The organism is Paludibacterium flexuosum, assembly GCF_037076605.1.
Lineage (GTDB): Bacteria > Pseudomonadota > Gammaproteobacteria > Burkholderiales > Chromobacteriaceae > Paludibacterium.
The window spans coordinates 1,745,168-1,771,075 of the sequence record NZ_AP029060.1 but is presented as its reverse complement, the minus strand read 5'-3'; the positions used below and the strand labels follow the sequence as shown (position 1 = coordinate 1,771,075).

The window sequence follows — 25,908 nt, the reverse complement described above, 5'->3', positions numbered from 1 at the left end:
GGGCCGTGGGTGACAGCCGGAACGGTCGGCGCCGTTCCGGCCCGGGATTAGCGCAGGTGGCTCAGCGGCAGAGCCGTGGTGCGCTTGAACTCTTTCAGGACGAAGCTCGATTTGACGTCTTCGACCCCTTGCTGTTGCAACAGCTCGTTCATGACGAAACGTGAAAAATGCTCCATGTCTTCGAAATGAACCTGCAGCAGATAGTCCATTTCGCCGGTCATGGCGAAGCAATTGACGACTTCGGTCCAGCGCTGAACGGCATCGACAAAGCTCTGATTGTGCGAATTGCCGCGCTTTTCCAGTGTGACACGCACGAAAGCCTGCAAACCGAGGCCGATCTTGGCAGGATCCAAAAGTGCAACATATTGGCTGATGACCCCCGATTCTTCCAGCTGTTTCAGGCGGCGCAGACACGGAGAAGGAGACAACGCGACCCGTTCGGCCAGCTCTACGTTGGTCAATCTCCCGTTGAGTTGCAGCTCCGCCAGAATCCTCAAGTCGGTCTTATCTAGTGTAAGACTTGGCATCTCTTGTCCTTTTGTCATGGTGTGTTGAAATTTTGTTCTTTTATCTTTGCATTATAAGACATATTAGCTAGGAAATTGGCGAAAGACTTCTCTAGAATAAAATGCCTAACATGCCTATTTTACACGCGGAAGTTATCTCTTCGGAATCAATAAGTAAGGAAAAGATGCAATGTATACCACTGATGCAGGCTTGATCCGTCCGGACATGAAGATGGCATTAGTGCAACAGCAGGATATCCATGAGGTACCTGTCCCTGCATATAGTCCGATCGAGCATCAGACCTGGGCTACCTTGCTGGCCAATCAGCAACGGGTCCTGCCCGGACGAGCCTGCCGAGAGTTCCTGAGCGGTCTGGAGGCCATCGACTTTCCGCGTGATCATATTCCGCGTCTGGCCGACATCAGCGATCGGGTCGAAGCCTGCACTGGCTGGCGGCTGGTGCGTGTGGACGGCATCGTGCCGGATGCCGAGTTTTTTGCCCTGCTGGCCTCGCGGCATTTCCCCTCAACGGATTTCATTCGCAAGCCCGAAGAGCTGGGTTATACCCCGGCGCCGGACATGTTTCATGATCTGATGGGGCATGTGCCCCTGCTGACGGATCCCCGTTTCTGTGCTTTTTTCGAGCGCTTTGGTCAGGTGGGGGTCAAAGCCTTTGAACTCGACCATCCGGCCAGGGAATGGTTGCCAAGAATTTACTGGTATGCCGTGGAGTTTGGCCTGATTCGCGAGGGTGATGAACATCGTATTTATGGTTCAGGCATCTTGTCGTCCCCGGATGAGGTGTTGTTCAGCCTCTCGGATCAAACCCGGAAGTGTCCTTTTGATATCGAGGTGGTGAGTGCCGAGCCCTACGATATCTGGCACATGCAGCAAAAGCTGTTCGTCATCGAGAGTTTCGATCAACTGGAGCAGTCGTTTGCCCGCTGGGCGGACGCCCTGTTCTGATCTGTCCGGACCGATATCCCGCAGAGGATGGTCCTTCGCCTACAAAAACGGAGAAACTGCATGAACCTGAACAATCCCCTTGCCACCGACGGCTTCGAATTTGTCGAGTACACCGCAGCCGATGCCGACGGGGTCGCCAGGCTGGGTGAACTGTTTCGCTCGCTGGGCTTTGCTGCCGTTGCGCGGCATCGCCATCGCAATGTGACGCTCTATCGCCAGGGCGATATCAACTTCATTGTCAATGGTGAGCCGGTTGCGCCCTTTGTTGATTTTGCCCGCTTGCATGGTCCTTCTGTCTGCGCCATGGCCTGGCGCGTCAAGGATGCCGCCAAGGCTTATGAGTATGCACTGGCCAATGGGGCCAAAGCCTATGAACACCCCGTCGGGGCGATGGAACTGAATATACCGGCGATTCAGGGGATTGGTGGTTCGGCCATTTATCTGGTTGACCGCTATGGCGAGCGCAATATCTATGATGTTGATTTCGTGTCCTTGCCGGGGGCCGACTGGCATCATCAGGGGGCAGGGCTGCAGGAGATCGATCATCTGACGCACAATGTGGCGCGCGGCAATATGGATGTCTGGGCTGGTTTTTATACCGCCATCGCCAATTTCCGCGAGATCCGCTATTTCGATATCGAAGGCAAGTTGACGGGACTGACCTCGCGCGCCATGGTCAGTCCCTGCGGCAAGATCCGTATCCCCATCAACCAGTCGGCCGATGACAAGAGTCAGATCGAAGAGTTCTTGCGTCTGTATCACGGTGAAGGGATCCAGCACATTGCCCTGTCGACCAGTGATATTTATGCCACGGTGGAAGGTCTGCGTGCGGCCGGCACCAAATTTCTCGATACGCCGGACACCTATTATGAGCGTGTCGACAGCCGTGTGCCCGGTCATGGGGAAAACCTTGCCCGCATGCGCGATAACCGTATTTTGATCGATGGCGCACCGACCGAGGGCGGCGGGATCTTGCTGCAGATCTTTACCGAGACCGTGATCGGCCCGGTATTCTTCGAAATCATCCAGCGCAAGAATAATGATGGCTTTGGCGAGGGTAATTTCAAGGCGTTGTTTGAGTCGATGGAAGAAGATCAGGTCCGTCGAGGGGTGTTGACCGCCTGATGAGCGCGCGAGCCTCGCGCAAGGCGCGGGGCTCGGCTGTTTTTGCTCAAAATGTCGCGAAGCCAAGTGTCTGTTTCTGTTGTCGCTTTTTCTCTTGTTAGGAATTTGTCTGAAAAAAGGCGGCGAAAAGCTTGACGGAGCAGGGAGCCTCTGGTTAAATGGCGACCTCTGACGACGCAGCAGCGCCGCCAAGAAGGCCAGTTAGCTCAGTTGGTAGAGCAGCGGATTGAAAATCCGCGTGTCCGTGGTTCGATTCCGCGACTGGCCACCAGAATTACCAAAAAAGCCACTCTGAAAAGGGTGGCTTTTTTGCATTTCATCCTTCCGCTTGCTTTGTCCGCCGCCACCAGGGGACGCTCTGAGCCAGTTCTTCGTCCGGCCTTCAAACCCCACGCGGCCATGCCCGCCGCCTCCCTGGCAGTGATGCTTAAAAAACACAGGCCTTTGATCTCGGGCAGTGCACACTGATTATGCTTGGAGAATTTTTATTTGAAGATGCTAAGATCTTTAGTCATTCAATGATTGGCGCCGCTGTCTGATCCTGTTGTGGCGACGCCGTCTCAATGTGGTGGCGGAGGCCTGCTCCGCGACACAACGGAGATCGATACCATGGGGCATGCTGCCCGTTTCTTCGCGCTGCGGCTGTTGCCAGGCGATGAGCTGCTGAGCGCATTGAATGCTTTCCTTGTTCAAAATGATATCCGTGCCGGCTGGATTGCCGGGGTCGTCGGCAGTCTGAGCCAGGCATCGCTGCGCTTTGCCGGCGAACCGGACAGTACCGTGCTGCACGGTGCATTCGAGATCATTGCCTTATCCGGCACGCTGGATCAGCAGGGCGGGCATTTGCACATGTCCGTGTCGGATGCCTGTGGTCAGATGCGTGGCGGGCATGTCATGCCAGGATGTCTGGTGCGTACCACATGCGAACTGGTAATCGGCGAGCTGCAGGGACTCGTGTTTTCGCGCGAGCCGTGTGCACGGTCCGGTTACGACGAGTTGGTCATTACTGATAGTCACTCTTGAAACCGAGGCTAACCATGAAAAACCTGTTTTCGACGCGTACTTTGGCACTGATGTCGGCGGCGATTGCCATCAATATGGCCTTCGGCCAACTGGTGAGCATGCTCAAGTTGCCGATTTTCCTTGATTCGATCGGTACGGTGGTGGTGGCGATGATGGCCGGCCCGCTGGCCGCGGTGGTCGCCGGCGTGGTGACTAACCTGCTCTGGGGTTTGATCACCGACCCGGTGGCCGCTGCCTTCGCGCCCGTTGCGGCGGTCATTGGTCTGGTTGCCGGCCTGTGCGCCCGCTCGGGGGGCTACCGCACTCTGCCCAGAGCACTGCTGTCCAGTCTGTTGATCACGCTGGGGCTGATGGTGGTGGCGACGCCGATTCGCACCTATCTGTTTGGCGGGGTGACCGGCAGCGGTGCCGACTTCGCTGTGGCCTATCTGCACGCCATGGGAAAAGATCTGCTGGAGTCGGTGGCACTGACGGTCTTTGCCGCCAATCTGGCCGACAAGGTCATCACCGTGCTGGTGGCCTGGTATGTGGTGCGTCGTCTGCCTGAACGGGTTCTGGTCGAATTCCCCGACGCGACGGCTGTGCGTTGATGCATCCGTTTACCGGCCTGGCCTGGGTGCTGCCGCTTGCTTTGCTGGTGCTACAGCTTGAACAACCGGGCCACGGACTGGGGCTGCTGGTTCTGCTGGTCGTGTTGCTGGGGCTACGCCCGGACGGTAGTGCGCGCCTGCGTCGCTGGGCGCTGGTCATGGTGCCGCTGGCGCTGGGTTTGTTGCTGGTGCACGGCCGCTGGCTCTCCGTCTGGCTGGGGGCCGATCTGCGCCAGGCCGATGTGGCGCTCAAGCCGGTGATGATGCTGTGGCTGCGGGTGGGGACCGTGCTGGCCGCCGCCCTGCTGTGGTTATCCACGCTGACGCCGGAGCGTCTGATCCGCGCCTTGTTTGCCAGTCGCCTGCCGCCAGGCGCTGCCTATTTGCTGGCCAACCCGATGTTGCTGGTGTCGCAGATCAAGACCCGGCTGGCGGCCATTGCGCAGGCTCAGGCGGCGCGCGGGGTGGATGTGCAGGCTTCACGCTTCCGGCGTTGGCGACATTTGCTGGCGCTGACTTTCCCTCTGCTGGTCTGGACGCTCTCCGATGTGACCGCCCGTGCGGCCGCGCTGGATGGGCGGGCCTTTCGTAGCCGGCCGCGGCGCACGACCCTCGATGCACCATCCATGGCCTTCTGGGAGCGAGGCGTGATCGCTCTGGGGCTGTCTTTGTCTGCCCTGCTGACAGGGGTCGCTTTATGGCACTGATTCATTTCGAACAGGCCAGCCTGACGCGTCGAGGTGCCTCGGCGCCGGTGTTGTCCGGTCTCGATTTTACGCTCGCCGCAGGCGAGTCCCTGGCGGTTCTGGGGGGCTGTGGCAGCGGCAAGACCACTCTGGCCAACTGGCTGGCCGGCTGGGTGCCTCATGCCCTGCCGGCGACCACGGCCGGCCTGGCGATGATCGATGGTGCACCGCTGGCCGGGCAACACCCGGCCAGGCTGGCCGAACGGGTGCAACTGGTGCAGGCCAGTCCCTACGTTGGATTGAGCGGCTGTGCCTTCACCGTCGAGGCCGAGGTGGCTTTCGGCCCGGAGAATCTCGGCCTGGCCGAGTCGGAGATCCGGCTGCGTGTCGCAGAGGCATTGGCCTTGTGTGAGGCCGAAGACCTTGCCGGGCGCCATCCTGCCACCTTGTCAGGCGGCGAGGCGCAGCGGGTGGCTGTGGCGGCGGCCCTGGTCATGCGTCCGCAAATCTTGTTACTGGATGAAGCCTTTAGCCGTCTGACGCCCTTGGCCGCCAGCCGCATTCTGGCGCGTTTGTCAGGGCTGACGCGGGAGGGCATGGCGCTGGTGTTGTTCGAAAAGCGCTTTGACCTGGCCGCCAGCATGGCGCAGCGGGTTGTCCTGTTGCAGGAGGGCCGCCAGCTTGCCTGCGATTCCCCGGCGGTGGTGTTTGATCAGGCGCTGACGCATGTTTGTGCCAGTGATGCACTGCGCGCGGCGCATCAGGCCAGAAGCGAAGGGTTGTGGCGCGCCTCGGTGACGGCGCCCCTGAGTGCGGCGGCTGCCCCGGCACAGTTCATGGCGGTGCTGCATGGCTGAACCGCTGCTGAAATTTGAAGAAGTGTCGTTCGCCTGGGCAGAGGCTTCGCCGCTGCTGCAGTGCATGACGCTGCAGATTGCGCCCAATGAGTGTGTGGCACTGGTAGGGCGCAACGGCGCCGGCAAGTCCACCCTGTTCCAGTTGGCCTGCGGCCTGCTCAGGCCCGCCAGCGGCAAGGTCTGGCTGGGGTCGCTGGATACGGCTCAGGCGCGTCCTCCGCAGCTGGCTCGTCAGGTATCGCTGATGTTTCAGGAAGCCGAGCGACAGATCTGCCGCGAGCGGGTGGATGCCGAGGTCGGATTTGCGCCATCACTGGCCGGGCTGTCGGCCGAAGAAGTCGAACAGCGCGTGTCGATGGCGCTGAGTTTGACCGGATTGACCGGGCTGGCAGCGCGCCATCCAATGGATCTGAATGCCGGCGAGCGCCGCATGCTCAGTCTGGCGTCGCTGATTGCGCAGGATACACCGCTGATCTTGCTGGATGAGCCGACGCGTGACTTTGATGCGCCCTTGCTGGCCCGGTTCGAGGCCTGGATGAACATGGCCCGGGAGCAGGGGCGCGCAGTCCTGTTCATCAGTCATGATCTGGATTTCATTGCCCGTCATGCCAGTCGCGTCCTGCACCTCAAGGCGGGGCGAATCGAGGCCAATGGTCCGGCCGGACAAGTGTTGCTGCATCCCGATCTGCAAGAGACAGGCCGCATGGCGGCACCAACCTTGCCGGCATTGTGCCGGTCCCTGAACCTGCCGGAGTGCAGGCAGCTGGATGCCTTTGCCGCCCTCTGGCGATCACATGTCGCGGCCTTGCCGGACGGAAAGCCTTGACTGGCCAGGGTTTGCCAGGAGTCAGTCGCCGTCGGGAGCGATCTTTGCTAAGGTAGCACCATTCCCTTTTAAGCGAGTGGTGTCATGAAGATCAAGCAAGCTGTCTGGATGCTTTCCTTTACCGTACTGGCTTCCGCCTGGGCTCAGGCCGGGGAGAATGCTTCGGCGCCAGCCAAAACGGGTGTCATCTCCAGCATCAAGCAGGATGCCGTGACCGTCGGGCATGTCGTGGCCAAGGATGCCAAACATGCCGGCCACAGCATTGCCAAAGGCGCGAGCTCGGTCGGCCATGCTGCCGTCAAGGGCGGCAAGGAGGTCGGTCATGCCTTCAAGGACGGGGCGCTGGCCGTGGGCAAGGCGGTCAGCGAAGGCGTCGAGTCGATCAAGGATGCCGTCGACCCCCAATCCAAGGGGGCGCCGGCACCGATCGAGCAGGGCAGTCACTGAGCGGTCATTCGTCGATCCAGGTTTCCTGCAGGTGGCGCAGCAGGGGTTCGCCATCTGCGCCGCGGGTGAACGTGGCGGTCGAGATGCGGCGGTGGAAACCCTTTGGGGTTCGCCGCTGTTCTTCATAGGTAAAAATGGCCACGTCGCTGGTGGCATGGACCAGCTCCAGGTCGACGATGTTGATGTCCAGTTCGCTGCGGCGGTCGATGGCCTCGAGGATGGTTCTCACCAGCGCCTCGCGCCCCTGGCGTTTTCCTGCCGGGGCAATCATGACAAATTCCGGATGAAAGTGGGCGAGAAAGCCCGCCATGTCGACCGGCGGCGCATCGGCCCCGCCCCGGACCCATGCCTCGACCAATTCATGCAGATCCAGAATGTCGCGCGCGGCGGCATCAATGAAACGATTCATGTTTTCACTCCGGCAGGCAACCCAGCTGGTTTAACTATAGCTTTGTTCTGTGGCTTTGGACGGGGATGCAGAGCAGGCGGGTTATCCGCTAGAATGACCCATTCATTTGATGTCCCGACTTAGCGTAAGGAAGTAAGACATGTCTCAGCAGAATCTGATCAGCCAGCTGGAAGAACGAGGTCTCCTCGCCCAGGTATCCGACCGTGAAGCGCTGGAAGCGCAGTTGTCCGAGGGTATGGTGACCTTGTATTGCGGCTTTGATCCGACCGCTGACAGTCTGCATATCGGCCATCTGGTGCCGCTGTTGACGCTGAAGCGCTTTCAGCAGGCCGGTCACCGCCCGGTCGCGCTGGTCGGCGGTGCCACCGGCATGATCGGTGACCCCAGCTTCAAGGCTGCCGAGCGCAAGCTCAACACCCCGGATGTCACGGCCAGCTGGAGCGAGCGTATCCGCCAGCAGGTGTCGCCTTTCCTCGATTTTGACCGCGGTGCCAACAGCGCCATCGTCAGCAACAACTTCAACTGGTTTGGCAGCATGAACGTGCTGGATTTCCTGCGCGACATCGGCAAGCACTTTTCGGTCAATGCCATGATCAACAAGGAATCGGTCAAGCAGCGCATCAACCGCGATGAGGTGGGCATTTCCTTCACCGAGTTTTCCTACAGCCTGCTGCAGGGTTACGACTTCGTCGAGCTGAACCGTCTGCATCAGTGTCGCCTGCAGATTGGCGGCTCTGACCAGTGGGGCAATATCGCCTCCGGTATCGACCTGACCCGCCGTCTGAATCGCGAGCATGTTTTCGGTCTGACCCTGCCGTTGATCACCAAGTCCGATGGCACCAAATTCGGCAAGACCGAAACCGGGACCGTGTGGCTGGATCCGAAAAAGACCTCGCCCTACAAGTTCTACCAGTTCTGGCTCGGGACGGCTGATGCCGATGTTTACCGCTTCCTGGCGTTCTACACCTTCATGCCGATGAGCGAGATTCAGGCCATCGAGGCGGCCGACAAGGCGCGTGAGGGGGCCCCGGAGGCGCAGCGCATTCTGGCCGAACAGGTCACCACGCTGGTACACGGTGCCAGTGCACTGGAGGCGGCCAAGCGCATCAGCCAGAGCCTGTTCTCCGAAGACCAGCAATCGCTGACCGAGGATGACTTCGAGCAACTGGCGCTGGATGGCCTGCCGACCGTGCAGCTGACCCTGGGCGAAGGCAATCTGATCGACGCGGTGGTGGCTGGTGGTCTGGCAACTTCGAAGAGCCAGGCACGAGGCTTTATCGAGAGCGGTGCCGTGGTGGTCAATGGGGCCAAGGTGACCGATCTGAGCTATGTCCTGCAGGCAGCCGATCAGCGCTTTGGTCGTTACACCCTGCTGCGTCGCGGCAAGAAGAACCACTGCCTGGTGGTCTGGGCCTGAGGTTTTGCCCGACAAAACGGAAAAAGCCCGGTACATTGCCGGGCTTTTTTGTCTGTGTGTCATTACCCCAGCACATACGTGCCCGGAGCGGGACCAAGTTGAGGGTAGTGCTTGCTGTCCAGCTTGAACGGGACCATGTCGCCGCTGCGAGGTGTCAGCCACTCCACCCAGCTGGGCCACCAGGAGCCTGCATGCGCTTCATGATGGGCCAGCCAGTAATCCGCGCTCTGTCCTTGCTGCGGCGTCCCCTGCCAGTATTGGCGCTTGGAGCCCGGTGACGGCGGATTGACGATGCCCAGGATGTGGCCCGAGGACGACAGGGTGAAGGTGATCGGTCCGCTGACATGCTGGGTCAGCTTCCAGGTCTGTTTCCACGGGGCGATGTGGTCCTCTTCGGTCGACACCATGAATAGTGGCGTTTCGATGCGTTGCAGATCAATCGGCTCACCGGCAATGACCAGGGCATCTGGCTGGCACAGCTTGTTGTGGTAGTAAAACTCGCGCAGATAAAAACTGTGCATCTGCTGCGGCATGCGCGTGGTATCCATGTTCCAGTAGAGAATGTCGAAGGCCCGCGGGGTTTCTCCCAGCAGATAATTGCCCACCCAGTAGTTCCAGACCAGACTGTTGGCCCGCAGCATGCGGAAACTGGACGCCATGTCCTTGCCGTCCAGATAACCACGTTGCGCCATCTTGCGCTCGACAAAATCCAGCCCCTCTTCGCCCAGGAATACCTCGATGTCGCCCGGGCGGGCGAAATCGGTCAGCGTGGTCAGCAGGGTGGCAGAGGCGACCTTGCCGGCCTGTTTGCGGGCGGCCAGCCAGGCCAGATAAGTGGCGGTCAGGGTACCGCCGATGCAATAGCCGGTGAGGTGGACCTGCTCGCTGCCGCTGATTTTGCGCGCCACTTCCACGATGCGGTCAATGCCGTCGTGGATGTAGTCGTCAAAGGCCAGGTCACGGGCTTCCTCACGCGGGTTTTTCCAGCTGGTGATGAAGACCGAGAAGCCCTGGCTGACCAGCCAGCTCACCATGCTCTTTTTGGCGTCCAGATCCAGAACGTAATATTTGTTGATCCACGGCGAGACGATGACGATCGGGACGGCGCGGACCTTTTCTGTGGTCGCCTGATAGTGCAGCACTTCCAGCAACGGGCCACGGTACACTACGGCGCCGGGGGTGGTGGCCAGATTGACGCCGACCTGGAAGGCGTCGCGGTCCGTCATGGCAATATCGCCGTGCTCCATATCGCGCAGGAAATTGCGCAGGCCGTTGAGCAGGCTCTCTCCCCCGGTTTCGCGGGCTTTCTCCAGCGCTCGCGGATTGAAGGGCAGGTAGTTGGTCGGGGCCAGGGCGTTGAGGTATTGCCGCAGCCAGAAGGCACTGAGGTTACGCTCCTTGTCGCTCAGCTCCGGCGTGGCGTACAGGGTGTCTTGCAGCCAGCGGGTATTGAACAGATACCATTCCTTGAGCATGTCCCAGCCGGGCTGGCTGCGCCAGGCTTCGTCGGCAAAGCGATCGTCGCTGGGGTTGGCCGGAAATTCGTCTTCGTCCCCCTCGCCCAGCAAGCGGCGCCAGGCCTGAGCCTGCCAGCGCAGGGCATCACTTTGCCAGTTGCCGATGGCATTCATCATGTCCTTGGGGTGCGACCACCAGGCCAGTTGTGCCTTGCCGATGATCGGGCCCAGTTCAAATGGGTCGATGGCCCGGTAGAGCTCTTCTGCCAGTGGGGGATGCCAATCCTCTTGCTGCACGCGCTCATGCTTGCCCATGTCGACCTCCTTTATTAAGTCTTCTCAATAAGTGTAGTAGCCATCTGGCAAATCACAGAGGATGTTGCGGTGCAAAATTGATTTGGGGCAAAAACAAACCCGCCCGTCGGCAGGCCGGCGGGCGGGCAGGATGAGGCAAGGCGGGATCAGGCGCCGGCGCGGTCGGACGGCTTGCCATTCCCCAGGAAGAACAGGGCGATCGAGGCGGCGATCAGGAAAGCTGAATACTCCCAGCCACCCCCCGGATTGGCGAACATCCAGCCATTGGCGCCATGAACCAGGACGATGGTGCCCAGCAGCAAGGGAACCAGGGCAATCGCCGCCCAGCGGGCCATGAAGCCGGACAACAGCAAGGCGGCACCGCCCAGCTCAGCCACGATAGCCAGGTAACCGACAAAGCCGGGAACCCCCAGGCTGGCAAAGAACTTGGCCGTACCGGCCGGGGTGAAGACAAACAGTTTGGTGGCGCCATGCGCCAGATACATCAGGCCCAGCGCAAGACGCAAACTCAGGCTGGCCAGTCTCGGGTTGGTGTTCATCTGTAACTCCTTGAAAGCAATCCATAAAAGGGCACGTGTTTTGGTGCATCCGGCAGGATGCTCGATGCCGTGCTGTTACCCCTATTAAAGCGGGTTTGCTTTGTTGAATAAATAGTTGTTCAATAAAAGCATTGTTTACCTGGAGGAAATTATGGATCGCTTCTCGGAAATTACGGCGTTTGTCACGGTGGCCGAGCAGGGCAGCTTTGTAGCGGCGGCTGAGCGCATGGGCTTATCACGTGCCATGGTGACCAAGCTGGTGTCTGCGCTGGAGGCCCGACTCGGGGTGCGACTGATGCATCGCACGACGCGGCGCCTGTCGCTGACGTCGGAAGGGGAGGCGTATCTGGCAGAGGCCGGCATGTTGCTGGGTGAGCTGGCAGCGCTGGAGGCGCGGCTGTCGCAAGGGGCGGCACAACCGGCAGGCCGCTTGCGCCTGACGGCGCCGGTGTCGCTTGGCGAGCGTTTTCTCGGCGCTGCATTGACCGAATTTTGCCGGCTGTATCCGCAGATCGAGATCGATCTGTCGCTGAATGACCGCCGTGTCGACCTGGTGGAGGATGGCTATGACCTGGCACTGCGCATCACCCGCCCTGGCGACTCCACGCTGATCGCGCGTCGACTGGTCAAGGTCAACGGGGCCATTGCCGCTTCGCCTGCCTATCTGGCCGAGCACGGCACCCCGCAACGCAAGGAGGATCTGGTCGACCACAATTGTCTGGTCTATACCCTGACGGATCAGGCCGGTTACTGGACCTTTGTCGATGCCGATGGCACCGAACGCCGGATCAAGGTGCAGGGCAGTCTGCGCGCCAATAACGGAGACTTGCTGATCGATGCCGCCGTCAATGGCATGGGCATCACGGTGCAGCCGCGCTTCCTGCTGGCCCGTGCGCTGGAGAGTGGGCAACTGGTCGAGATTCTGACGGAGTATGGACGTCTGCCGCTGGACCTGTATGCGGTGTACCCGGTACGGCGCCATGTGCCCGGCAAGGTGCGGGCCCTGGTCGAGTTTCTCCAGCAGTTTTTCCAGGAACGGCAGGCATTCTTCTGATTGAATTGTAATAATTAAATAGTTATGTTAAAGTAACTAAAATTCAACAAGGAGAACACCATGAATACCGCGTTCATCGGGCTGGATTACATCGTCGACATCATGCATCCGAGTGGCAAGATTGCCGGTTCGGCTGCCCATGCCGCCGAGCGTGACGTGATTGGCAAGGCCAATCGTTTGCTGACGTTGGCCAGGGAGAAAAACTGGCTGTCGATTCTGGTCAAGGTCGGCTTTGCCGCCGGTTACCCGGATCAGCCCAAGCATTCGGCCATGTTCGGCCGGGCACATGAATTCGGCGCCTTGGAGCATGGCTCCGCCGGCATGCATTTCCACCCGGATCTGCATGCCGAACTGGCAGACATGGTGATCGTCAAGCCGCGCGTCAGCGCCTTCTACAGCACCAATCTCGAGGCTGCCCTGCGTGCCCGTCGCATCGAGCGCGTGGTGATTGCCGGTGTGAGCAGCTCCTGGGCGGTGCAGGCGGCGGCACGCGATGCGCATGACCGCGATTATCAGGTCGTGGTGGTGGAAGATGCCTGTGCAGCGGTCAATGATGAAGAGCACAAAGTGTCCATGGCCATGCTGTCGCGCATTGCCCGCATCATCACGACCGACGAGGTGGCATCGTTGTGAACTGGCTGGCTGAAATCCACCTCAGGCAGGCCGGGCGCTGTCTGATGGTGTTGATGCCGGTGTTATTGCTGTGGGTGATCAGCGGCGATGCGCTCTGGTTGCGCGCTGCCGTCATGGCCGTGGCGACGCTGATCGGGGTCGAGCGTGCACATCTGGCCCCGGCCGGAGTGTTACTGCAGGCACTTGCGGTCACAATGGGCTTCTTGCTGCTGTTCTTTGCCCTGCAGCAGCCGGTGCTGTTTGTATTGGGCTGCGGGCTGATGGCTGCGGCGGCCATCGGTCTTTCGGCGTTTGGGCGCAAATTGCGCTCGCTGGGAAATTTTGTCTTTATTCCTGCCTTGTACCTGGCCTGTGAAACCGCCGAAGGGCTGGTACCGGCACAGTTCGCCGCGCACGCGTGGCATTTCCTGCCTTATATGCTGATCAGCATGCTTCCGGTGTTGCTGCTGTCTCTGATTGAGCATCACCGGCGTGGCCGTCAGCAAGCCGCAGGGATGTGGCGCCACTATTTGTGCTGGCGCCACCAGCGCGATGCCGGAGAGGCCATGCCGGTTGCGGCGGCCATGCTGGCCGTCGGCCTGGCCGTGGCTTGTGCGGCTGCGCTAGTGGAATGGCAACAGCTGGGACATGGGCAGTGGGTGGTTTGGTCGGCCGCCAGCGTGGTGACCGGTGATGTTCTGTCATCGCGCCGCAAGCTGAGAGATCGTGGCCTTGGCGCACTGATTGGCGTGCCGCTGGGCATCGGCATCGGCAGCCTGTTACCGCACACCCCGGTGATGTATGCCCTGGTCGCTTTGGCCTCGGTGACGACGCTGGTGTCCTTTCACCGCTACATCGTTGGCTTTGCCGCGCGCTGTACTTGCGTGGCGTGTGCCCTGATTCTGCTGAATGAATCTGCCATGGTGGCATCGGAACGGCTGGTGAATGTGTTGCTGGGCGGCGTGATCGGGCTGGGATTTGTGCTGCTGGTCGACAGGCTGCTGCCTGCACCACGAATCCGTGCGGCCTGAAACAACCAGAAAAAGACCGGGGTCAGGTCTTGTTTTTTGCTGCAAAAAACAAGACCTGACCCCGGGTTGTGCGGTTGATGCTTACTTGCGGGCGCTGCCGGCGATCAGGGGCAGGACAAAGATGCGGCATTCCAGCGCGCCGTTATACAGCGGTACACGACGCTTGATGGTCAGCCGGATCAGTTTCTGCAGTCGCAGGTCACCGGTGAACAGATGGGCGGTCCAGCCGGCAAAATGCTGTTTCAGCCAGTCTCCTAATTTCGGGTACATCTCGGCCAGGGTGTCCTGTTCTTCCAGACGAACACCGTAGGGCGGGTTGGTGACGATCAGCCCTTGTTCAGCGTGGGGACGGGTGTCAAACACGTCCTTGACCTCGACTTCAACCAGTCCGCGCAAACCGGCGCGCTCCAGATTGGCCCGGGCGATGCTGACCATCTTGCGGTCGGCGTCGCTGCCGCGGATCGGCAGGGCCGTGGAGGGTTTCTCGGCCAGCCGGGCCTGTTCTCTCAACTGCTGCCAGGCGGCGGCATCAAAGGACTTCCACTTTTCGAAGGCAAAGTTGCGGGCACGGCCCGGTGCGCGATTCAGGGCGATATCGGCGGCTTCGACCAGGAAGGTGCCGCTGCCGCTCATCGGGTCCAGCAAGGGCTGGCTGCCATCGTAGCCTGCCAGCAGCAGGATGCCGGCCGCCAGGTTCTCGCGCAGCGGCGCTTCACCACTTTCTTTGCGCCAGCCTCGCTTGAACAGGGCGTCACCACTGCTGTCGAGATAGATCGAGGCCTCGGTCGGGCTGAGGAAGACCTGGATGCGCACGTCCGGCGCGCGGGTGTCAACGCTTGGCCGGCCCAGCTGCGCCTGACGGAAGCGGTCACATACCGCATCTTTGACGGTCAGCGAGACGTATTCCAGGCTCTTGACCCGGGCGCCGACGCCATCGGTCTTGACCTTGATGGTCCGGCTGACATCGAACTGTGCCGGCCAGTCGACCTGCATGGCCAGCGCATTGATGTCGCGCTCGTTCTGATAAGCGCCCTGTGCCAGGCGCAGCAGCACCCGGCTGGCCACCCGGCTGTGCAGGTTGAGCTGCATCATGGTGTGCAGTGAACCGCTGAAGCCGACGCCGCCATCGGCGACCTGGATGTTCTCGGCCCCCAGTTTTTGCAGTTCATGCTGCAGTACCGGCTCGAGGCCGCGCGGGCAGGGGGCAAAGAGGGCCAGGGCCGGGACAGGCTCGCCACGACGGCGTGTCTCGGCACTGCGGCGTTCGAATACCGGACGCTCGGTCGGCAGGGTATCGGTGGCGGGCAGTCCGCGGCGGGCGCTCGGGGCATGCCGGCTCGGCTGGCGCAGGCGTACCGGTGCATCAGACTGCGGTGCTTCAGTCGTCTCTGGTGCAGCCGGTGCGGGCGCGGCGGCCGGGACGTGGCCTTCTGCCGGTTTGATGAAGCGTCGGCGCGGTGCCGGGGTGGCGGCATCGGTGGCCTCTGCGCGCGCCGGGGCGGGTTCCTGAGCGGGCGGGGCGACGGCAGGGACGTGATCGGCGGCTGGCTTGATCAGCGAGCGGCGCGGCTTGCTTTGCGCCGGCGCGGGCGCAGGTGCCTCACGCGCCGGGCGGGGGGGCGGCGATGCCGTGACAGGCGGCGCAGCCTCATCCGCCGGTTTGATAAAGCGCCGACGTGTTGCCGGGGCTGGCTGTTCGACCGGCACCTCAACCGGGCGTGCCGCCTTGGCTTCTGGCGCCGGTTTGGTCTCGCGTTGCGGCGTTGTGCGACGGTTGTCCGCTTTGGCAAAGTGCGGCTTGCCGGCCTGTTCGGGCTGGCGGCGACGTGCTCCGGGGGGCGTTTCGGCTGCCGGTGCCGGCTTGGGCGTCGGTGCGGCGGGCGCGTGTCGTTCGTCGCGCTTGCCGTCGCGGCGCTGGCTGGCGCGCTGGCGTGAGCGGAAGGTGGCCATAAAAAATCCCCGGAATGTTTAAAGCAGTATTTTAGCGGATTTTTATCTTCCCTTCTTGGTGCTGTTTTGCGATTGCGCTAACATAACCGGTTAAATTTTCATTTTTGGGCATTCATGGAGCAGCAGCAATTTGCCAGTCGGCTGATTCAGTGGCAGCAGCGCCATGGGCGCCATGATTTGCCTTGGCAGGTGCGGGACCCTTATCGCGTCTGGCTGTCGGAAATCATGCTGCAGCAGACCCAGGTGGCCTCGGTGCTGCAGTATTACGCTCGCTTCCTGCAGGCTTTTCCAACGGTCGACGCGCTGGCAGCGGCGCCTCAGGACGAGGTTCTGGCGTTGTGGAGTGGCCTGGGGTATTACAGTCGGGCGCGCAATCTGCACCGTGCGGCACGCATGGTGATGGACGAGTTCGGCGGCGCGTTTCCTGCCTCGCGCAGCGAGCTGGAGCGTCTGCCGGGCGTGGGGCGTTCGACGGCGGCGGCGATTGCCGCCTTTGCCTTCGACCGCCGCGAGGCGATTCTGGACGGCAACGTCAAACGCGTGTTGACGCGGGTGTTCGGCATAGAGGGTTTTCCTGGTGACAAGCCGGTCGAGAATCGTCTGTGGGCGCTGGCGGAGCGTCTCCTGCCCGAGCAGGGGATGGTTGCCTATACCCAGGGTCTGATGGATCTCGGCGCCACCGTCTGTCTGCGCGGCAAGCCGCAATGTGTGGCGTGCCCGATGGCGGATTTCTGTGTGGCCAATGCCCAGGGCCGGCAGGCCGAGTTGCCGGTGCGCAAGGCCAAAAAGGCGCAGCCGCTGCGTCAGGTGATGATGGTGCTGGCGGTTTGCCAGGGACGGGTGTATCTGCAGCGTCGGCCGGATAGCGGTATCTGGGGCGGTTTGCTGTCCTTGCCCGAGTGTGCTGACAGCAGTGAGGCCGAAGCCTGGCTGGCGCGGCATGGTGAGGGGGATTTGCTGCCTTCCTGGCCGGAAATGACGCATGTGTTTACCCATTTTCGCCTGCAGATCACGCCGCAGCCGATCCGGCTGTCGCGCTGCTGGCCCGGGGTGGAGCCGGAAGCCGGTGCCTGCTGGCTGCCGGTCGATGAGGCGTTGGCCGCGGGTGTGCCGACGCCGGTCGGCAAGCTGCTGAAGCAGTGGCTGGCCGGGTTGAACTGAAAGTAAAGAGAATATGGTTTCTGTCGTCCGATCTGTCGCTGATACGCTGGCGGATGCTGCCAATCCGGAGCGTTGGCTGGAACAGCTGTCGTCGTCCCTGACGGATGCCGATCGCGCCATGCTGGCGCGGGCCTTTGCCGAGGCGCGCACCTTGTATGCCGATCGTTGTCTGCCATCGACGGGTGAGGATGTCTTCAGCCATGCGGTTTCCGCTGCCGCCATTGTGGCGGATCTGAATTTGCTGCCGGATGCCATTGCCGCGACCCTGCTGTTTTGTGTGCCGGACTTTATGCCCGACTGGCAGGTCTGGCTCAACGAGCAATTCAATCCCACGGTGGCCATCCTGGTGGAAGGGGCCAGCCGTGTGCGCCGCCTGACCGAGCTGGCCCATATCGATCATCTGGATACCCCGGAGGAGCGTGCGCGCCAGGCAGAGACCATGCGCAAGATGCTGCTGGCGATGGTGGCCGATATCCGCGTGGTGTTGATCAAGCTGGCATGGCGTACCCAGACCATGCATTACCTGGTGCATTGTGACGAGCCGGTCAGACGGCGCATTGCCCAGGAAACCATGGATGTGTTTGCGCCGCTGGCCAACCGCCTGGGCGTCTGGCAGATCAAGTGGGAGCTGGAGGATCTGGGGTTCCGCCATCAGGACCCGGATAACTACAAGAAGATTGCCCGCCTGCTGGATGAACGCCGGCTGGAGCGTATCGACTATATCGAGCGCGTGCTGGAAGCCCTGCGCCAGGAGCTGAAGAAGGCCGGGATCCACGGTGAGGTGGCCGGCCGTCCGAAGCATATCTACAGCATCTGGCGCAAGATGCGCAAAAAGAATCTGGATTTCAATGAGTTGTACGATATCCGGGCGGTGCGGGTGCTGGTGGATACGGTACAGGATTGCTATACCGTATTAGGCCTGATGCACAGTATGTGGCAGCCGATTCCGGGTGAGTTCGACGATTATATTTCTCACCCCAAGGCCAATGATTATCGCAGTCTGCACACGGCGGTGATCGGGCCGGAAGACCGTGGCATCGAGGTGCAGATCCGTACCTTCCAGATGCACGAGCATGCCGAGTTCGGCGTGGCGGCCCACTGGCGCTACAAGGAAGGCGGCAAGGGGGATGCACAGTATGAGGAGAAGATTTCCTGGTTGCGTCAGCTGCTCGACTGGCGCGAGGAGATCTCCGACCGTTCCGGACTGGCTGACGCCTTCAAGACTGAGCTGTTTGCCGACACCATCTACGTGCTGACACCTGCCGGTCGCGTGCTGGCTCTGCCCACGGGCGCGACGCCGATCGACTTTGCGTATGCGGTGCACAGTAATGTGGGTGATCGTTGCCGCGGCGCCAAGGTGGATGGCCAGATCGTGCCGTTGTCGACGCCGCTGCAAAATGGGCAGCGCGTCGAGATCCTCACTGCCAAGGAAGGCGGGCCGAGTGTCAACTGGCTGCATGAAGGCTGGGTCAAGAGTCACCGGGCCATTGCCAAGATCCGGCAGTATATTCGTCTGCAGAACGCAGACGTGGTGCGCGAAACCGGCCGCCAGCTGTTTGAGAAGGAGCTGGTGCGCCATGCCCATGCCCGGCCGAATCTGACGCAACTGGCCGAGAAGCTGGGGTTTGAAAAGCTGGATGATCTGTATGCCGCGCTGGGACATGGCGAACTAACGCTGCGGCTGGTGGCTCAGGCGCTGGAAAGCTTTGCCCCGCCGCCCGCCCCGAAGGAAGTGGCGCCGGAAGATCTGGTCAAGGCCAGCAAGGGCAGTCACGATGCCGGCGGGATCCTGATTGAGGGGGTGAACAACCTGATGACGGTGCTGGCGGGCTGCTGCAAGCCGGCGCCGCCCGATGCGGTGATGGGCTTTGTGACGAAGGGCCGAGGCATTTCGATTCACCGTGCCGGTTGTCAGACACTCAAGCGTTTGTCGGCTCAGGCGCCGGAGCGGCTGATCGCCGCCGACTGGGGCGAGCAGAAGAACAGTATTTTCCCGATCGACATCGAGGTGGTCGCGCAAGACCGGCACGGTCTGTTGCGCGATATCTCGGATGTGTTGTCACGGGAGAAGCTGAATGTGATTGGCGTGCACACCCAGAGCAAGGATCTCAAGGCGCTGATGCGCTTCACCGTCGAAGTGCGACAGGTGAGCGAGATCAACCGGGTGCTGGCGCATGTGATGGATGTCACTGGCGTTATCGAGGCCCGGCGCTGCTAGGGCCCCTCTGAACCAGCTATTTTTCGTGATGCCCGGGCTGTGGGGCATTTGCCCCAGGCCCGGCTTTTCCCGTTGCTTTATTCAAATAGCAATTGATTTCACGTGAAGATAAAGTCCATAATTTCTTCTTGTTGTTTTACTCATTGCTAGTATCCATTTTTCGTTAGAAAAGAGAGGGACGAAATGTCCGATTTGGTTTTGGCCGCCCGGCGCGCCTTGTCTTTGATGGATTTGACGACCCTGAATGACGACGATACCGATGGCAAGGTCGCCGATCTGAGCCGCAAGGCGGCGGGTCCGGCCGGCAAGGTCGCCGCAGTATGCGTCTTTCCGCGTTTTGTCCCGATCGCCAAAAAGACGCTGCGTGAGCAGGGGACGCCCGATGTGCTGGTCGCCACGGTGACCAATTTCCCGCACGGTAACCCGGATGTGGCCGTGGCGGTGGAAGAAACCCGCGAGGCGGTTGCGCTGGGCGCCGACGAAGTGGACGTGGTGTTCCCGTACCGGGCCCTGATGGAAGGCAATGCCGATCTGGGCGCCCGCCTGGTGGCGGCCTGCAAGCAAGCTTGCGGCAGCGCGGCTCAGCTCAAAGTGATCATCGAGAGCGGCGAGCTGAAAGACCCGGCACTGATTCGCCAGGCCAGCCTGATTTCGATTGAGGCCGGTGCCGATTTCATCAAGACTTCGACCGGCAAGGTTCCGGTCAATGCCACGCTGGAGGCCGCCGAGATCATGTTGCAGGCCATCAAGGACAGCGGGCGTGATTGTGGTTTCAAGGCGGCTGGCGGCGTGCGCAGTGCCGCCGAGGCCGCTGAGTACCTGGCGCTGGCCGAACGCATCATGGGGAAAGACTGGGTCAGCCCGGCCCACTTCCGCTTCGGTGCCTCCAGCCTGCTGGCCAGCCTGGAAAGTACGCTGGGTGTCGGAAGTGCCCAGCAACAAAACAACGCAGCATATTGATGACAGGCGCCCCTCGCGGGCGCTTTCTGGTTGAAGGAGCAGGGAATGTTTCTGCCGCAGGAGTTCATTGTCAAAAAGCGCGACAACAAGGCGTTGTCGTTGAGCGAAATTCAGCAGTTCGTCCAGGGGATTACCGATGGTTCGGTCGCCGACAGCCAGATTTCGGCTTTCGCGATGGCGGTTTTCTTCAACGACCTGACGCTGGATGAAAACGTCGGCCTGACCATGGCCATGCGCGACTCGGGTCGCCGCATGCAATGGTCGGATCTGCATTTGCCGGGCCCGGTGCTGGACAAGCACTCGACCGGCGGGGTGGGCGACGTGGTGTCGCTGATGCTCGGGCCGATGATTGCTGCCTGCGGTGGCTTCGTGCCGATGATTTCCGGCCGTGGTCTGGGCCATACCGGCGGTACGCTGGACAAGCTGTCGGCCATTCCGGGTTATGACCCGTTCCCGACTGCCGAGAATTTCCGTCGCATCGTCAAGGAGGTCGGTGTGTCGATCATTGGTCAGACCAATGACCTGGCACCGGCCGATCGCCGTTTCTACGCCACCCGTGACGTGACCGGTACGGTGGAGTCGATTGCGCTGATTACCGCTTCGATCCTGTCGAAGAAGCTGGCTGCCGGACTGGATGTGCTGGTGATGGACGTCAAGACCGGGACCGGCGCTTTCATGCCGACCTTCGAGTTGTCGAAGGCGCTGGCCGAGCGGATCGTCCGTGTCGGCAATGGTGCGGGCGTCAAGACCAGTGCCCTGGTGACCGATATGAACCAGTCGCTGGCGACCTGTGCCGGTAACTCGATCGAAACCGCCGAGGCTGTGCGCTACCTGACCGGCGAAGTCCGTTCTGATCGTCTGCATGAAGTGACCATGGCGCTGTGTGCCGAGATGCTGATTGCCGGTGGCCTGGCGCGTGATGTGGCCGAGGCCAGTGCCCGTCTGCAGCAGGCGCTGGACAGCGGCCGTGCGGCCGAGATCTTCGGCAAGATGGTGGCCACCATGGGGGGGCCGGCCGATTTCGTCGAAAACTATGCCAAGTATCTGGCGCCGGCACCGCTGGTACGCCCGGTGTTCGCACCCGAAGCCGGATTTGTGTCGGCGACCGATACCCGCGGTCTGGGCATGGCCGTGTGTGCGCTGGGTGGTGGCCGTCGTCAGGCTGCCGATGTGCTGGATTATCGTGTCGGCCTGACCGATCTGGTGGCCCTGGGACAAAAGGTCGACAGCCAGACCCCGCTGGCGGTGGTGCATGCCGCCGACGAGGCCGGTTTCGAAGAGGCCAAGCGCCGTGTGCTGGCAGCCGTCAGCATTGGTGCGACGCCGGTCGCCCGTCCCGAGCAGGTGCATTGCATCCTGCGCGAGGGTGATCTGAAGAACTGATGGAGGAGTGCGTCATGAAACGAGCCATTATTTTGATTCTGGATTCGCTGGGCATTGGTGCCGCGGCGGATGCCGATCGCTTTGGCGATGTCGGCAGCAATACGCTGGGGCATATCGCCCGTGATGCCGCCGCTGGTCTGCTCGACCGGGGCGGTCGCAGCGGTCCGCTGAACATGCCGAATCTGACCCGGCTCGGCCTGGCGCACGCCTGCGAGCTGTCATGCGGCGAGTTCCCGGCGGGCGTCGAGCGTCTCGAACCGATCGCGGCTTACGGTTTTGCCCGTGAGCTGTCGTCCGGCAAGGATACGCCGTCCGGTCACTGGGAAATCGCCGGGGTGCCGGTGCTGTTTGACTGGGGTTACTTCACCGACAAGGAAAATGCATTCCCGGCGGCGCTGCTGGATGCCATCGTCGAACGTGCCGGCCTGCCGGGCTATCTGGGTAATTGCCATGCCTCCGGCACGGAAATCCTCGATCGCCTGGGCGAAGAGCATATGCGCACCGGCAAGCCGATCTTCTATACTTCGGCCGACTCGGTGTTCCAGATTGCCTGCCATGAAGAAACTTTCGGGCTGGAGCGTCTGTACCAGCTGTGCAAGATCACCCGTGAGCTGCTCGAGCCCTACAATATCGGCCGGGTGATTGCCCGTCCGTTCCTGGGCAGCGGCAAGGGCCAGTTTGCCCGTACCGGCAACCGCAAGGATCTGGCCGTCGAACCGCCGGCGCCTACCGTGCTGAAGAAGCTGGCGGATGCCGGCGGGCAGGTGGTGTCGGTCGGCAAGATTTCCGATATCTATGCGCATGTCGGCATCACGCGTGCCGTCAAGGCGACCGGTCTTGACCAGCTGTGGGACGTGACGCTTGAGGAAGTGCGTCAGGCGCCTGATCGCAGCATCGTAATGACGAACTTCGTCGATTTCGACTCCAGCTACGGTCATCGTCGCGATACGGCCGGCTATGCCGCCGCGCTGGAGGCGTTTGATCGCCGGCTGCCGGAGATTCTGGCGCTGCTGGGCGAGGACGATATTCTGATTCTTTCCGCCGACCACGGTTGTGATCCGACCTGGCCCGGCTCCGACCATACGCGCGAGCACATTCCGGTGCTGTGCTATGGCAAGAAGGTGCCGGCCGGTTCACTGGGTGGTCGCGATACTTTTGCCGATATTGGCCAATCGGTCGCGCGTCATCTTGACCTGCCGCCGATGGACTACGGTACTTCATTTCTTGGCTAATTTTTAAAGGACTGCCATGGCTACTCCGCATATCAGCGCCCAACCGGGTGACTTCGCCGACATCGTTCTGATGCCGGGAGATCCGCTGCGCGCGCAGATGATTGCCGAAACCTACCTCGAGAACCCGCGTCAGGTGACGGCGGTGCGTAATATGTTCGGCTACACCGGTACCTACAAGGGCCGCCGGTTGTCGGTGATGGCGCACGGCATGGGCATCCCCTCCTGCAGCATCTACGCGACCGAGCTGATCAAGGATTACGGCGTCAAGACCATCATTCGCGTCGGCTCCTGCGGCGCGACCACCAGCAAGCTGAAGCTGCGTGATCTGGTCATCGCCATGGGTGCCTCGACCGACAGCAAGGTCAACCGCATGCGCCTGATGGATCACGACTTCGCCGCGATTGCCGACTATGACGTCCTGCGTACCGCCGTGGATACCGCCAAGCGCCTGAACAAGCCGGTGCATGTCGGCAATGTGTTCTCGGCCGATCTGTTCTACTCGGTGCAGCCGGGCATGCTCGATGCGCTGGCAGCCATGAATGTTCAGGCGATCGAAATGGAACTGGCCGGTATTTACGGTGTTGCGGCGCAATATGGCGCACGTGCCCTGGGCATCCTGACCGTGTCGGATGTGATCCCTACCGGCGAGGCAACCAGTGCCGAAGATCGTCAGAAGAGCTTCAATGACATGATCGAGATCGCGCTGGAAACCGCTCTGGCGCTGTAATTCGGTATGTTTCCCCTAGCCCGGCCCTGTGCCGGGCTTTTGTTTTGTTGTGCAGATGCACATCGCATAGTGCAGTGCACAAAAAATCCTTGCCATCCTGCCGGGCTCTGCCAATAATGGATTTACATCAGACGCTTGTGCGTTTTGGTGTTGTCTCCTCCATCCTCCTTTCAAAGGTGGAACTTGGCGCGATCACAACCGGGTTGCGCTTTTTTTTGGCCAAAAAAACGACTTTTCCCGCGCCGGATTTCTTCTTGTCTCACAATGGTTTGACAGGGTAGTCGGCCTTGTAATAGAATCCGTAACTTTCAAGAATTACGATGAGAAGAGTTCCATGAAGACCTTTTCTGCCAAGCCGCATGAGGTAAAGCGCGAGTGGTTCGTGGTCGACGCCTCCGACAAGGTGCTGGGTCGTCTGGCTGCTGAAATCGCGCACCTGTTGCGCGGCAAGCATAAGCCGGAATACACCCCGCACGTTGATACCGGCGACTACATTGTCGTCGTTAACGTCGACAAACTCCGCGTTACCGGTGCCAAGGCACAGGACAAGATTTACTACCGTCATACCACCTACCCGGGCGGTATCCGCGAGCGTACCTTCACCGAACTGCAAAACCAGTTCCCGGAGCGCGTTCTGGAGAAAGCCGTTAAGGGTATGCTGCCGAAGGGTCCGCTGGGCTACGCGATGATCAAGAAGCTCAAGGTATACGCTGGTAGCGAGCACCCGCACTCGGCCCAACAGCCGAAAGTGCTGGAAATCAGTTTTTGAGGCTAAAAGATGAACGGTAAATACTACTACGGTACCGGCCGTCGCAAGAGTTCGGTTGCGCGCGTTTTCATGCAAAAGGGTAACGGCCAGATCATCGTCAACGGCAAGCCGGTTGACGAGTACTTCGCCCGTGAAACCGGCCGCATGGTGATTCGCCAGCCGCTGGCGCTGACCGAAAATCTCGAATCCTTCGACATCAAGGTCAACGTTGTTGGCGGCGGTGAAACCGGCCAGGCCGGCGCGATCCGTCACGGCATCACCCGCGCTCTGATCGACTACAACGCCGATCTGAAGGCTGCCCTGTCCAACGCCGGCTTCGTTACCCGCGATGCCCGTGAAGTTGAACGTAAGAAGGTCGGTCTGCGCAAGGCCCGTCGTGCCAAGCAGTTCTCCAAGCGTTAATCGCCGGATTACCTGTTTTACAAAAAAAGCCGCCCTCGGGCGGCTTTTTTATTGCCCTTTTCACGGACGGCTTGTTGCATTGCAAGAGGCTTGAACGGGATAATGTCGCCTTTGCGACATGAATTTACGTTTGGGTGACGGCATGATCAAGGTAGGCATCGTAGGCGGGACCGGGTATACCGGCGTTGAACTTTTGCGGCTGCTGGCGGGGCACCCGTCGGTCAGTGTGGTGAGCGTGACATCCCGCAAGGAAGCCGGCATGCGCATCGACCATATGTTTCCCAGTCTGCGCGGCCATGTGGATCTGGCCTTTTCTTCACCGGATGAGGCATCGCTGAGCGACTGTGATGTGGTGTTTTTCGCCACGCCGAATGGTGTCGCCATGCAGGATGCCCGCCGCCTGCTGGAGGCCGGGGTGCGTGTCATCGATCTGTCGGCAGATTTTCGCCTGCGCGATGTCGAGCAATGGCAACAGTGGTACGGCATGACGCATGCCTGTCCGGATCTGATTGCCGACGCGGTCTATGGCCTGCCGGAGGTGAATCGCGAGGCGATTGCCTCTGCCCGTCTGGTGGCCAATCCGGGGTGTTATCCCACGGCGGTGCAGTTGGGCTTCCTGCCGCTGATCGAGGCGGGAGTGGTCGACGCGTCTTCGCTGATCGCCGATTGCAAGTCGGGCGTTTCCGGTGCCGGTCGCAAGGCCGAGGTGGGGGCGCTGTTCTGCGAGACCGGCGATTCCTTCAAGGCTTATGGTGTGGCTGGCCATCGTCACTTGCCGGAAATTCGCCAGGGCCTGTCGCGCCTGTCCCGGAATGCCGTCGGTCTGACCTTTGTACCGCACCTCACGCCGATGATCCGTGGTATTCACGCGACGCTCTATGCGCGCCTGACGACCGAGGTGGATCTGCAGTCTTTGTATGAATCGCGTTATGCCGATGAGCCATTTGTGGATGTCATGCCGGCAGGCAGTCAGCCGGAAACCCGCTCGATACGAGGGGCCAATCTGTGCCGTATGGCGGTGTATCGGCCGCAGGGCGGTGACATGGTGGTGGTGCTGTCGGTGATCGACAATCTGGTCAAGGGGGCGGCCGGTCAGGCGGTGCAGAACATGAACCTGATGTTCGGCTTGCCGGAGTCTGCCGGGCTGGCGGTCGTACCCTTGCTGCCCTGATGTTGAATTTCTCGCCAGACGCCACCATATCCTACTAAAATAGTAGGAAAGCCGCTGTCCGGCTCAACGCTTTA

26 protein-coding genes and 1 tRNA gene are annotated in these 25,908 nt (G+C 61.0%); 22 read left to right on the top strand and 5 right to left on the bottom strand.

What is annotated here, in order from left to right:
* Positions 1 to 47: 47 nt before the first annotated feature.
* A complete protein-coding gene (locus AACH39_RS08365; RefSeq protein WP_215782641.1) occupies positions 48 to 527 on the bottom strand; it encodes an Lrp/AsnC family transcriptional regulator in 480 nt (159 codons plus the stop codon).
* Between the two features lie 169 nt (positions 528 to 696).
* On the opposite strand from AACH39_RS08365, the gene AACH39_RS08360 reads away from it, so the two are divergent.
* The 9 genes from AACH39_RS08360 (at position 697) to AACH39_RS08320 (ending at position 7,027) form a co-directional block, all read left to right on the top strand.
* Entirely contained in the window at positions 697 to 1,473 is a 777-nt protein-coding gene (locus AACH39_RS08360; RefSeq protein ID WP_215780993.1) for a phenylalanine 4-monooxygenase, read from the top strand.
* Positions 1,474 to 1,533: 60 nt separating this feature from the next.
* A complete protein-coding gene (gene hppD / locus AACH39_RS08355) occupies positions 1,534 to 2,598 on the top strand; it encodes a 4-hydroxyphenylpyruvate dioxygenase (protein ID WP_215780996.1) in 1,065 nt (354 codons plus the stop codon).
* Positions 2,599 to 2,793: 195 nt separating this feature from the next.
* Positions 2,794 to 2,869 (top strand) — tRNA-Phe (locus AACH39_RS08350).
* A gap of 338 nt (positions 2,870 to 3,207) precedes the next feature.
* Complete coding sequence (locus AACH39_RS08345; protein ID WP_215780998.1) at positions 3,208 to 3,621, top strand: PPC domain-containing DNA-binding protein; 414 nt, start codon at positions 3,208 to 3,210, stop codon at positions 3,619 to 3,621.
* Between the two features lie 14 nt (positions 3,622 to 3,635).
* The gene (locus AACH39_RS08340; RefSeq protein WP_215781000.1) at positions 3,636 to 4,211 is read left to right on the top strand and encodes an ECF transporter S component; all 576 of its coding nucleotides are present in this window, start codon (positions 3,636 to 3,638) and stop codon (positions 4,209 to 4,211) included.
* Positions 4,211 to 4,918, top strand: coding sequence for an energy-coupling factor transporter transmembrane component T (locus AACH39_RS08335; RefSeq protein ID WP_215781002.1), 708 nt, complete (start codon positions 4,211 to 4,213; stop codon positions 4,916 to 4,918). Before AACH39_RS08340 ends, AACH39_RS08335 begins: the two co-directional genes overlap by 1 nt.
* Complete coding sequence (locus tag AACH39_RS08330; RefSeq protein ID WP_215781005.1) at positions 4,909 to 5,754, top strand: ABC transporter ATP-binding protein; 846 nt, start codon at positions 4,909 to 4,911, stop codon at positions 5,752 to 5,754. Before AACH39_RS08335 ends, AACH39_RS08330 begins: the two co-directional genes overlap by 10 nt.
* Complete coding sequence (locus tag AACH39_RS08325) at positions 5,747 to 6,580, top strand: ABC transporter ATP-binding protein (protein WP_338621253.1); 834 nt, start codon at positions 5,747 to 5,749, stop codon at positions 6,578 to 6,580. Before AACH39_RS08330 ends, AACH39_RS08325 begins: the two co-directional genes overlap by 8 nt.
* An 84-nt stretch (positions 6,581 to 6,664) precedes the next feature.
* Complete coding sequence (locus tag AACH39_RS08320) at positions 6,665 to 7,027, top strand: hypothetical protein (RefSeq protein WP_215781009.1); 363 nt, start codon at positions 6,665 to 6,667, stop codon at positions 7,025 to 7,027.
* 4 nt (positions 7,028 to 7,031) lie between these two features.
* Here AACH39_RS08320 and AACH39_RS08315 read toward each other — a convergent pair whose 3' ends face one another.
* Positions 7,032 to 7,436: a nuclear transport factor 2 family protein gene (locus tag AACH39_RS08315; protein ID WP_215781012.1), complete on the bottom strand. Its 405-nt coding sequence runs from the start codon at positions 7,434 to 7,436 to the stop codon at positions 7,032 to 7,034.
* Between the two features lie 139 nt (positions 7,437 to 7,575).
* On the opposite strand from AACH39_RS08315, the gene tyrS reads away from it, so the two are divergent.
* Entirely contained in the window at positions 7,576 to 8,853 is a 1,278-nt protein-coding gene (gene tyrS / locus AACH39_RS08310) for a tyrosine--tRNA ligase (RefSeq protein ID WP_215781014.1), read from the top strand.
* 62 nt (positions 8,854 to 8,915) lie between these two features.
* Here tyrS and AACH39_RS08305 read toward each other — a convergent pair whose 3' ends face one another.
* Positions 8,916 to 10,625 (bottom strand): alpha/beta fold hydrolase, encoded by a 1,710-nt coding sequence (locus AACH39_RS08305; protein WP_215781016.1) that lies wholly within the window; start codon positions 10,623 to 10,625, stop codon positions 8,916 to 8,918.
* 146 nt (positions 10,626 to 10,771) lie between these two features.
* Positions 10,772 to 11,164 carry a DoxX family protein gene (locus tag AACH39_RS08300; RefSeq protein ID WP_215781018.1) on the bottom strand — a complete coding sequence of 131 codons (393 nt, stop codon included), beginning with the start codon at positions 11,162 to 11,164 and terminating at the stop codon, positions 10,772 to 10,774.
* 151 nt (positions 11,165 to 11,315) lie between these two features.
* On the opposite strand from AACH39_RS08300, the gene AACH39_RS08295 reads away from it, so the two are divergent.
* Genes AACH39_RS08295 through AACH39_RS08285 form a run of 3 tightly spaced genes read left to right on the top strand, consistent with a single transcriptional unit; the run spans position 11,316 to position 13,861 of the window.
* Entirely contained in the window at positions 11,316 to 12,218 is a 903-nt protein-coding gene (locus AACH39_RS08295; protein WP_215781021.1) for a LysR family transcriptional regulator, read from the top strand.
* Between the two features lie 60 nt (positions 12,219 to 12,278).
* Positions 12,279 to 12,851 carry an isochorismatase family cysteine hydrolase gene (locus tag AACH39_RS08290; protein WP_215781024.1) on the top strand — a complete coding sequence of 191 codons (573 nt, stop codon included), beginning with the start codon at positions 12,279 to 12,281 and terminating at the stop codon, positions 12,849 to 12,851.
* A complete protein-coding gene (locus AACH39_RS08285) occupies positions 12,848 to 13,861 on the top strand; it encodes an FUSC family protein (protein ID WP_338621252.1) in 1,014 nt (337 codons plus the stop codon). Before AACH39_RS08290 ends, AACH39_RS08285 begins: the two co-directional genes overlap by 4 nt.
* An 81-nt stretch (positions 13,862 to 13,942) precedes the next feature.
* Here AACH39_RS08285 and AACH39_RS08280 read toward each other — a convergent pair whose 3' ends face one another.
* A complete protein-coding gene (locus AACH39_RS08280; protein WP_215781028.1) occupies positions 13,943 to 15,811 on the bottom strand; it encodes a THUMP domain-containing protein in 1,869 nt (622 codons plus the stop codon).
* 114 nt (positions 15,812 to 15,925) lie between these two features.
* Here AACH39_RS08280 and mutY point away from each other — a divergent pair, with 114 nt between their 5' ends.
* The 9 genes from mutY to argC all read left to right on the top strand — a co-directional run bounded on the left by mutY (position 15,926) and on the right by argC (position 25,834).
* Positions 15,926 to 16,972, top strand: a complete 1,047-nt coding sequence (gene mutY / locus AACH39_RS08275) for an A/G-specific adenine glycosylase (RefSeq protein WP_215781030.1) — start codon at positions 15,926 to 15,928, stop codon at positions 16,970 to 16,972.
* A gap of 13 nt (positions 16,973 to 16,985) precedes the next feature.
* Positions 16,986 to 19,190, top strand: a complete 2,205-nt coding sequence (locus tag AACH39_RS08270) for a bifunctional (p)ppGpp synthetase/guanosine-3',5'-bis(diphosphate) 3'-pyrophosphohydrolase (protein ID WP_215781032.1) — start codon at positions 16,986 to 16,988, stop codon at positions 19,188 to 19,190.
* 183 nt (positions 19,191 to 19,373) lie between these two features.
* Positions 19,374 to 20,150, top strand: coding sequence for a deoxyribose-phosphate aldolase (gene deoC, locus AACH39_RS08265; RefSeq protein ID WP_215781035.1), 777 nt, complete (start codon positions 19,374 to 19,376; stop codon positions 20,148 to 20,150).
* A gap of 45 nt (positions 20,151 to 20,195) precedes the next feature.
* Positions 20,196 to 21,533, top strand: coding sequence for a thymidine phosphorylase (gene deoA, locus AACH39_RS08260; protein WP_215781037.1), 1,338 nt, complete (start codon positions 20,196 to 20,198; stop codon positions 21,531 to 21,533).
* A gap of 14 nt (positions 21,534 to 21,547) precedes the next feature.
* Entirely contained in the window at positions 21,548 to 22,765 is a 1,218-nt protein-coding gene (locus AACH39_RS08255; protein ID WP_215781039.1) for a phosphopentomutase, read from the top strand.
* A gap of 16 nt (positions 22,766 to 22,781) precedes the next feature.
* On the top strand, positions 22,782 to 23,492 hold the full coding sequence (deoD, locus tag AACH39_RS08250; RefSeq protein ID WP_215781042.1) for a purine-nucleoside phosphorylase: 711 nt from the start codon (positions 22,782 to 22,784) through the stop codon (positions 23,490 to 23,492).
* A gap of 334 nt (positions 23,493 to 23,826) precedes the next feature.
* Positions 23,827 to 24,261, top strand: a complete 435-nt coding sequence (gene rplM / locus AACH39_RS08245) for a 50S ribosomal protein L13 (protein WP_215781044.1) — start codon at positions 23,827 to 23,829, stop codon at positions 24,259 to 24,261.
* 9 nt (positions 24,262 to 24,270) lie between these two features.
* Entirely contained in the window at positions 24,271 to 24,663 is a 393-nt protein-coding gene (rpsI, locus tag AACH39_RS08240; protein WP_215781046.1) for a 30S ribosomal protein S9, read from the top strand.
* Between the two features lie 142 nt (positions 24,664 to 24,805).
* Positions 24,806 to 25,834, top strand: a complete 1,029-nt coding sequence (gene argC / locus AACH39_RS08235) for an N-acetyl-gamma-glutamyl-phosphate reductase (protein ID WP_338621274.1) — start codon at positions 24,806 to 24,808, stop codon at positions 25,832 to 25,834.
* The last annotated feature ends 74 nt before the right edge of the window (positions 25,835 to 25,908 follow it).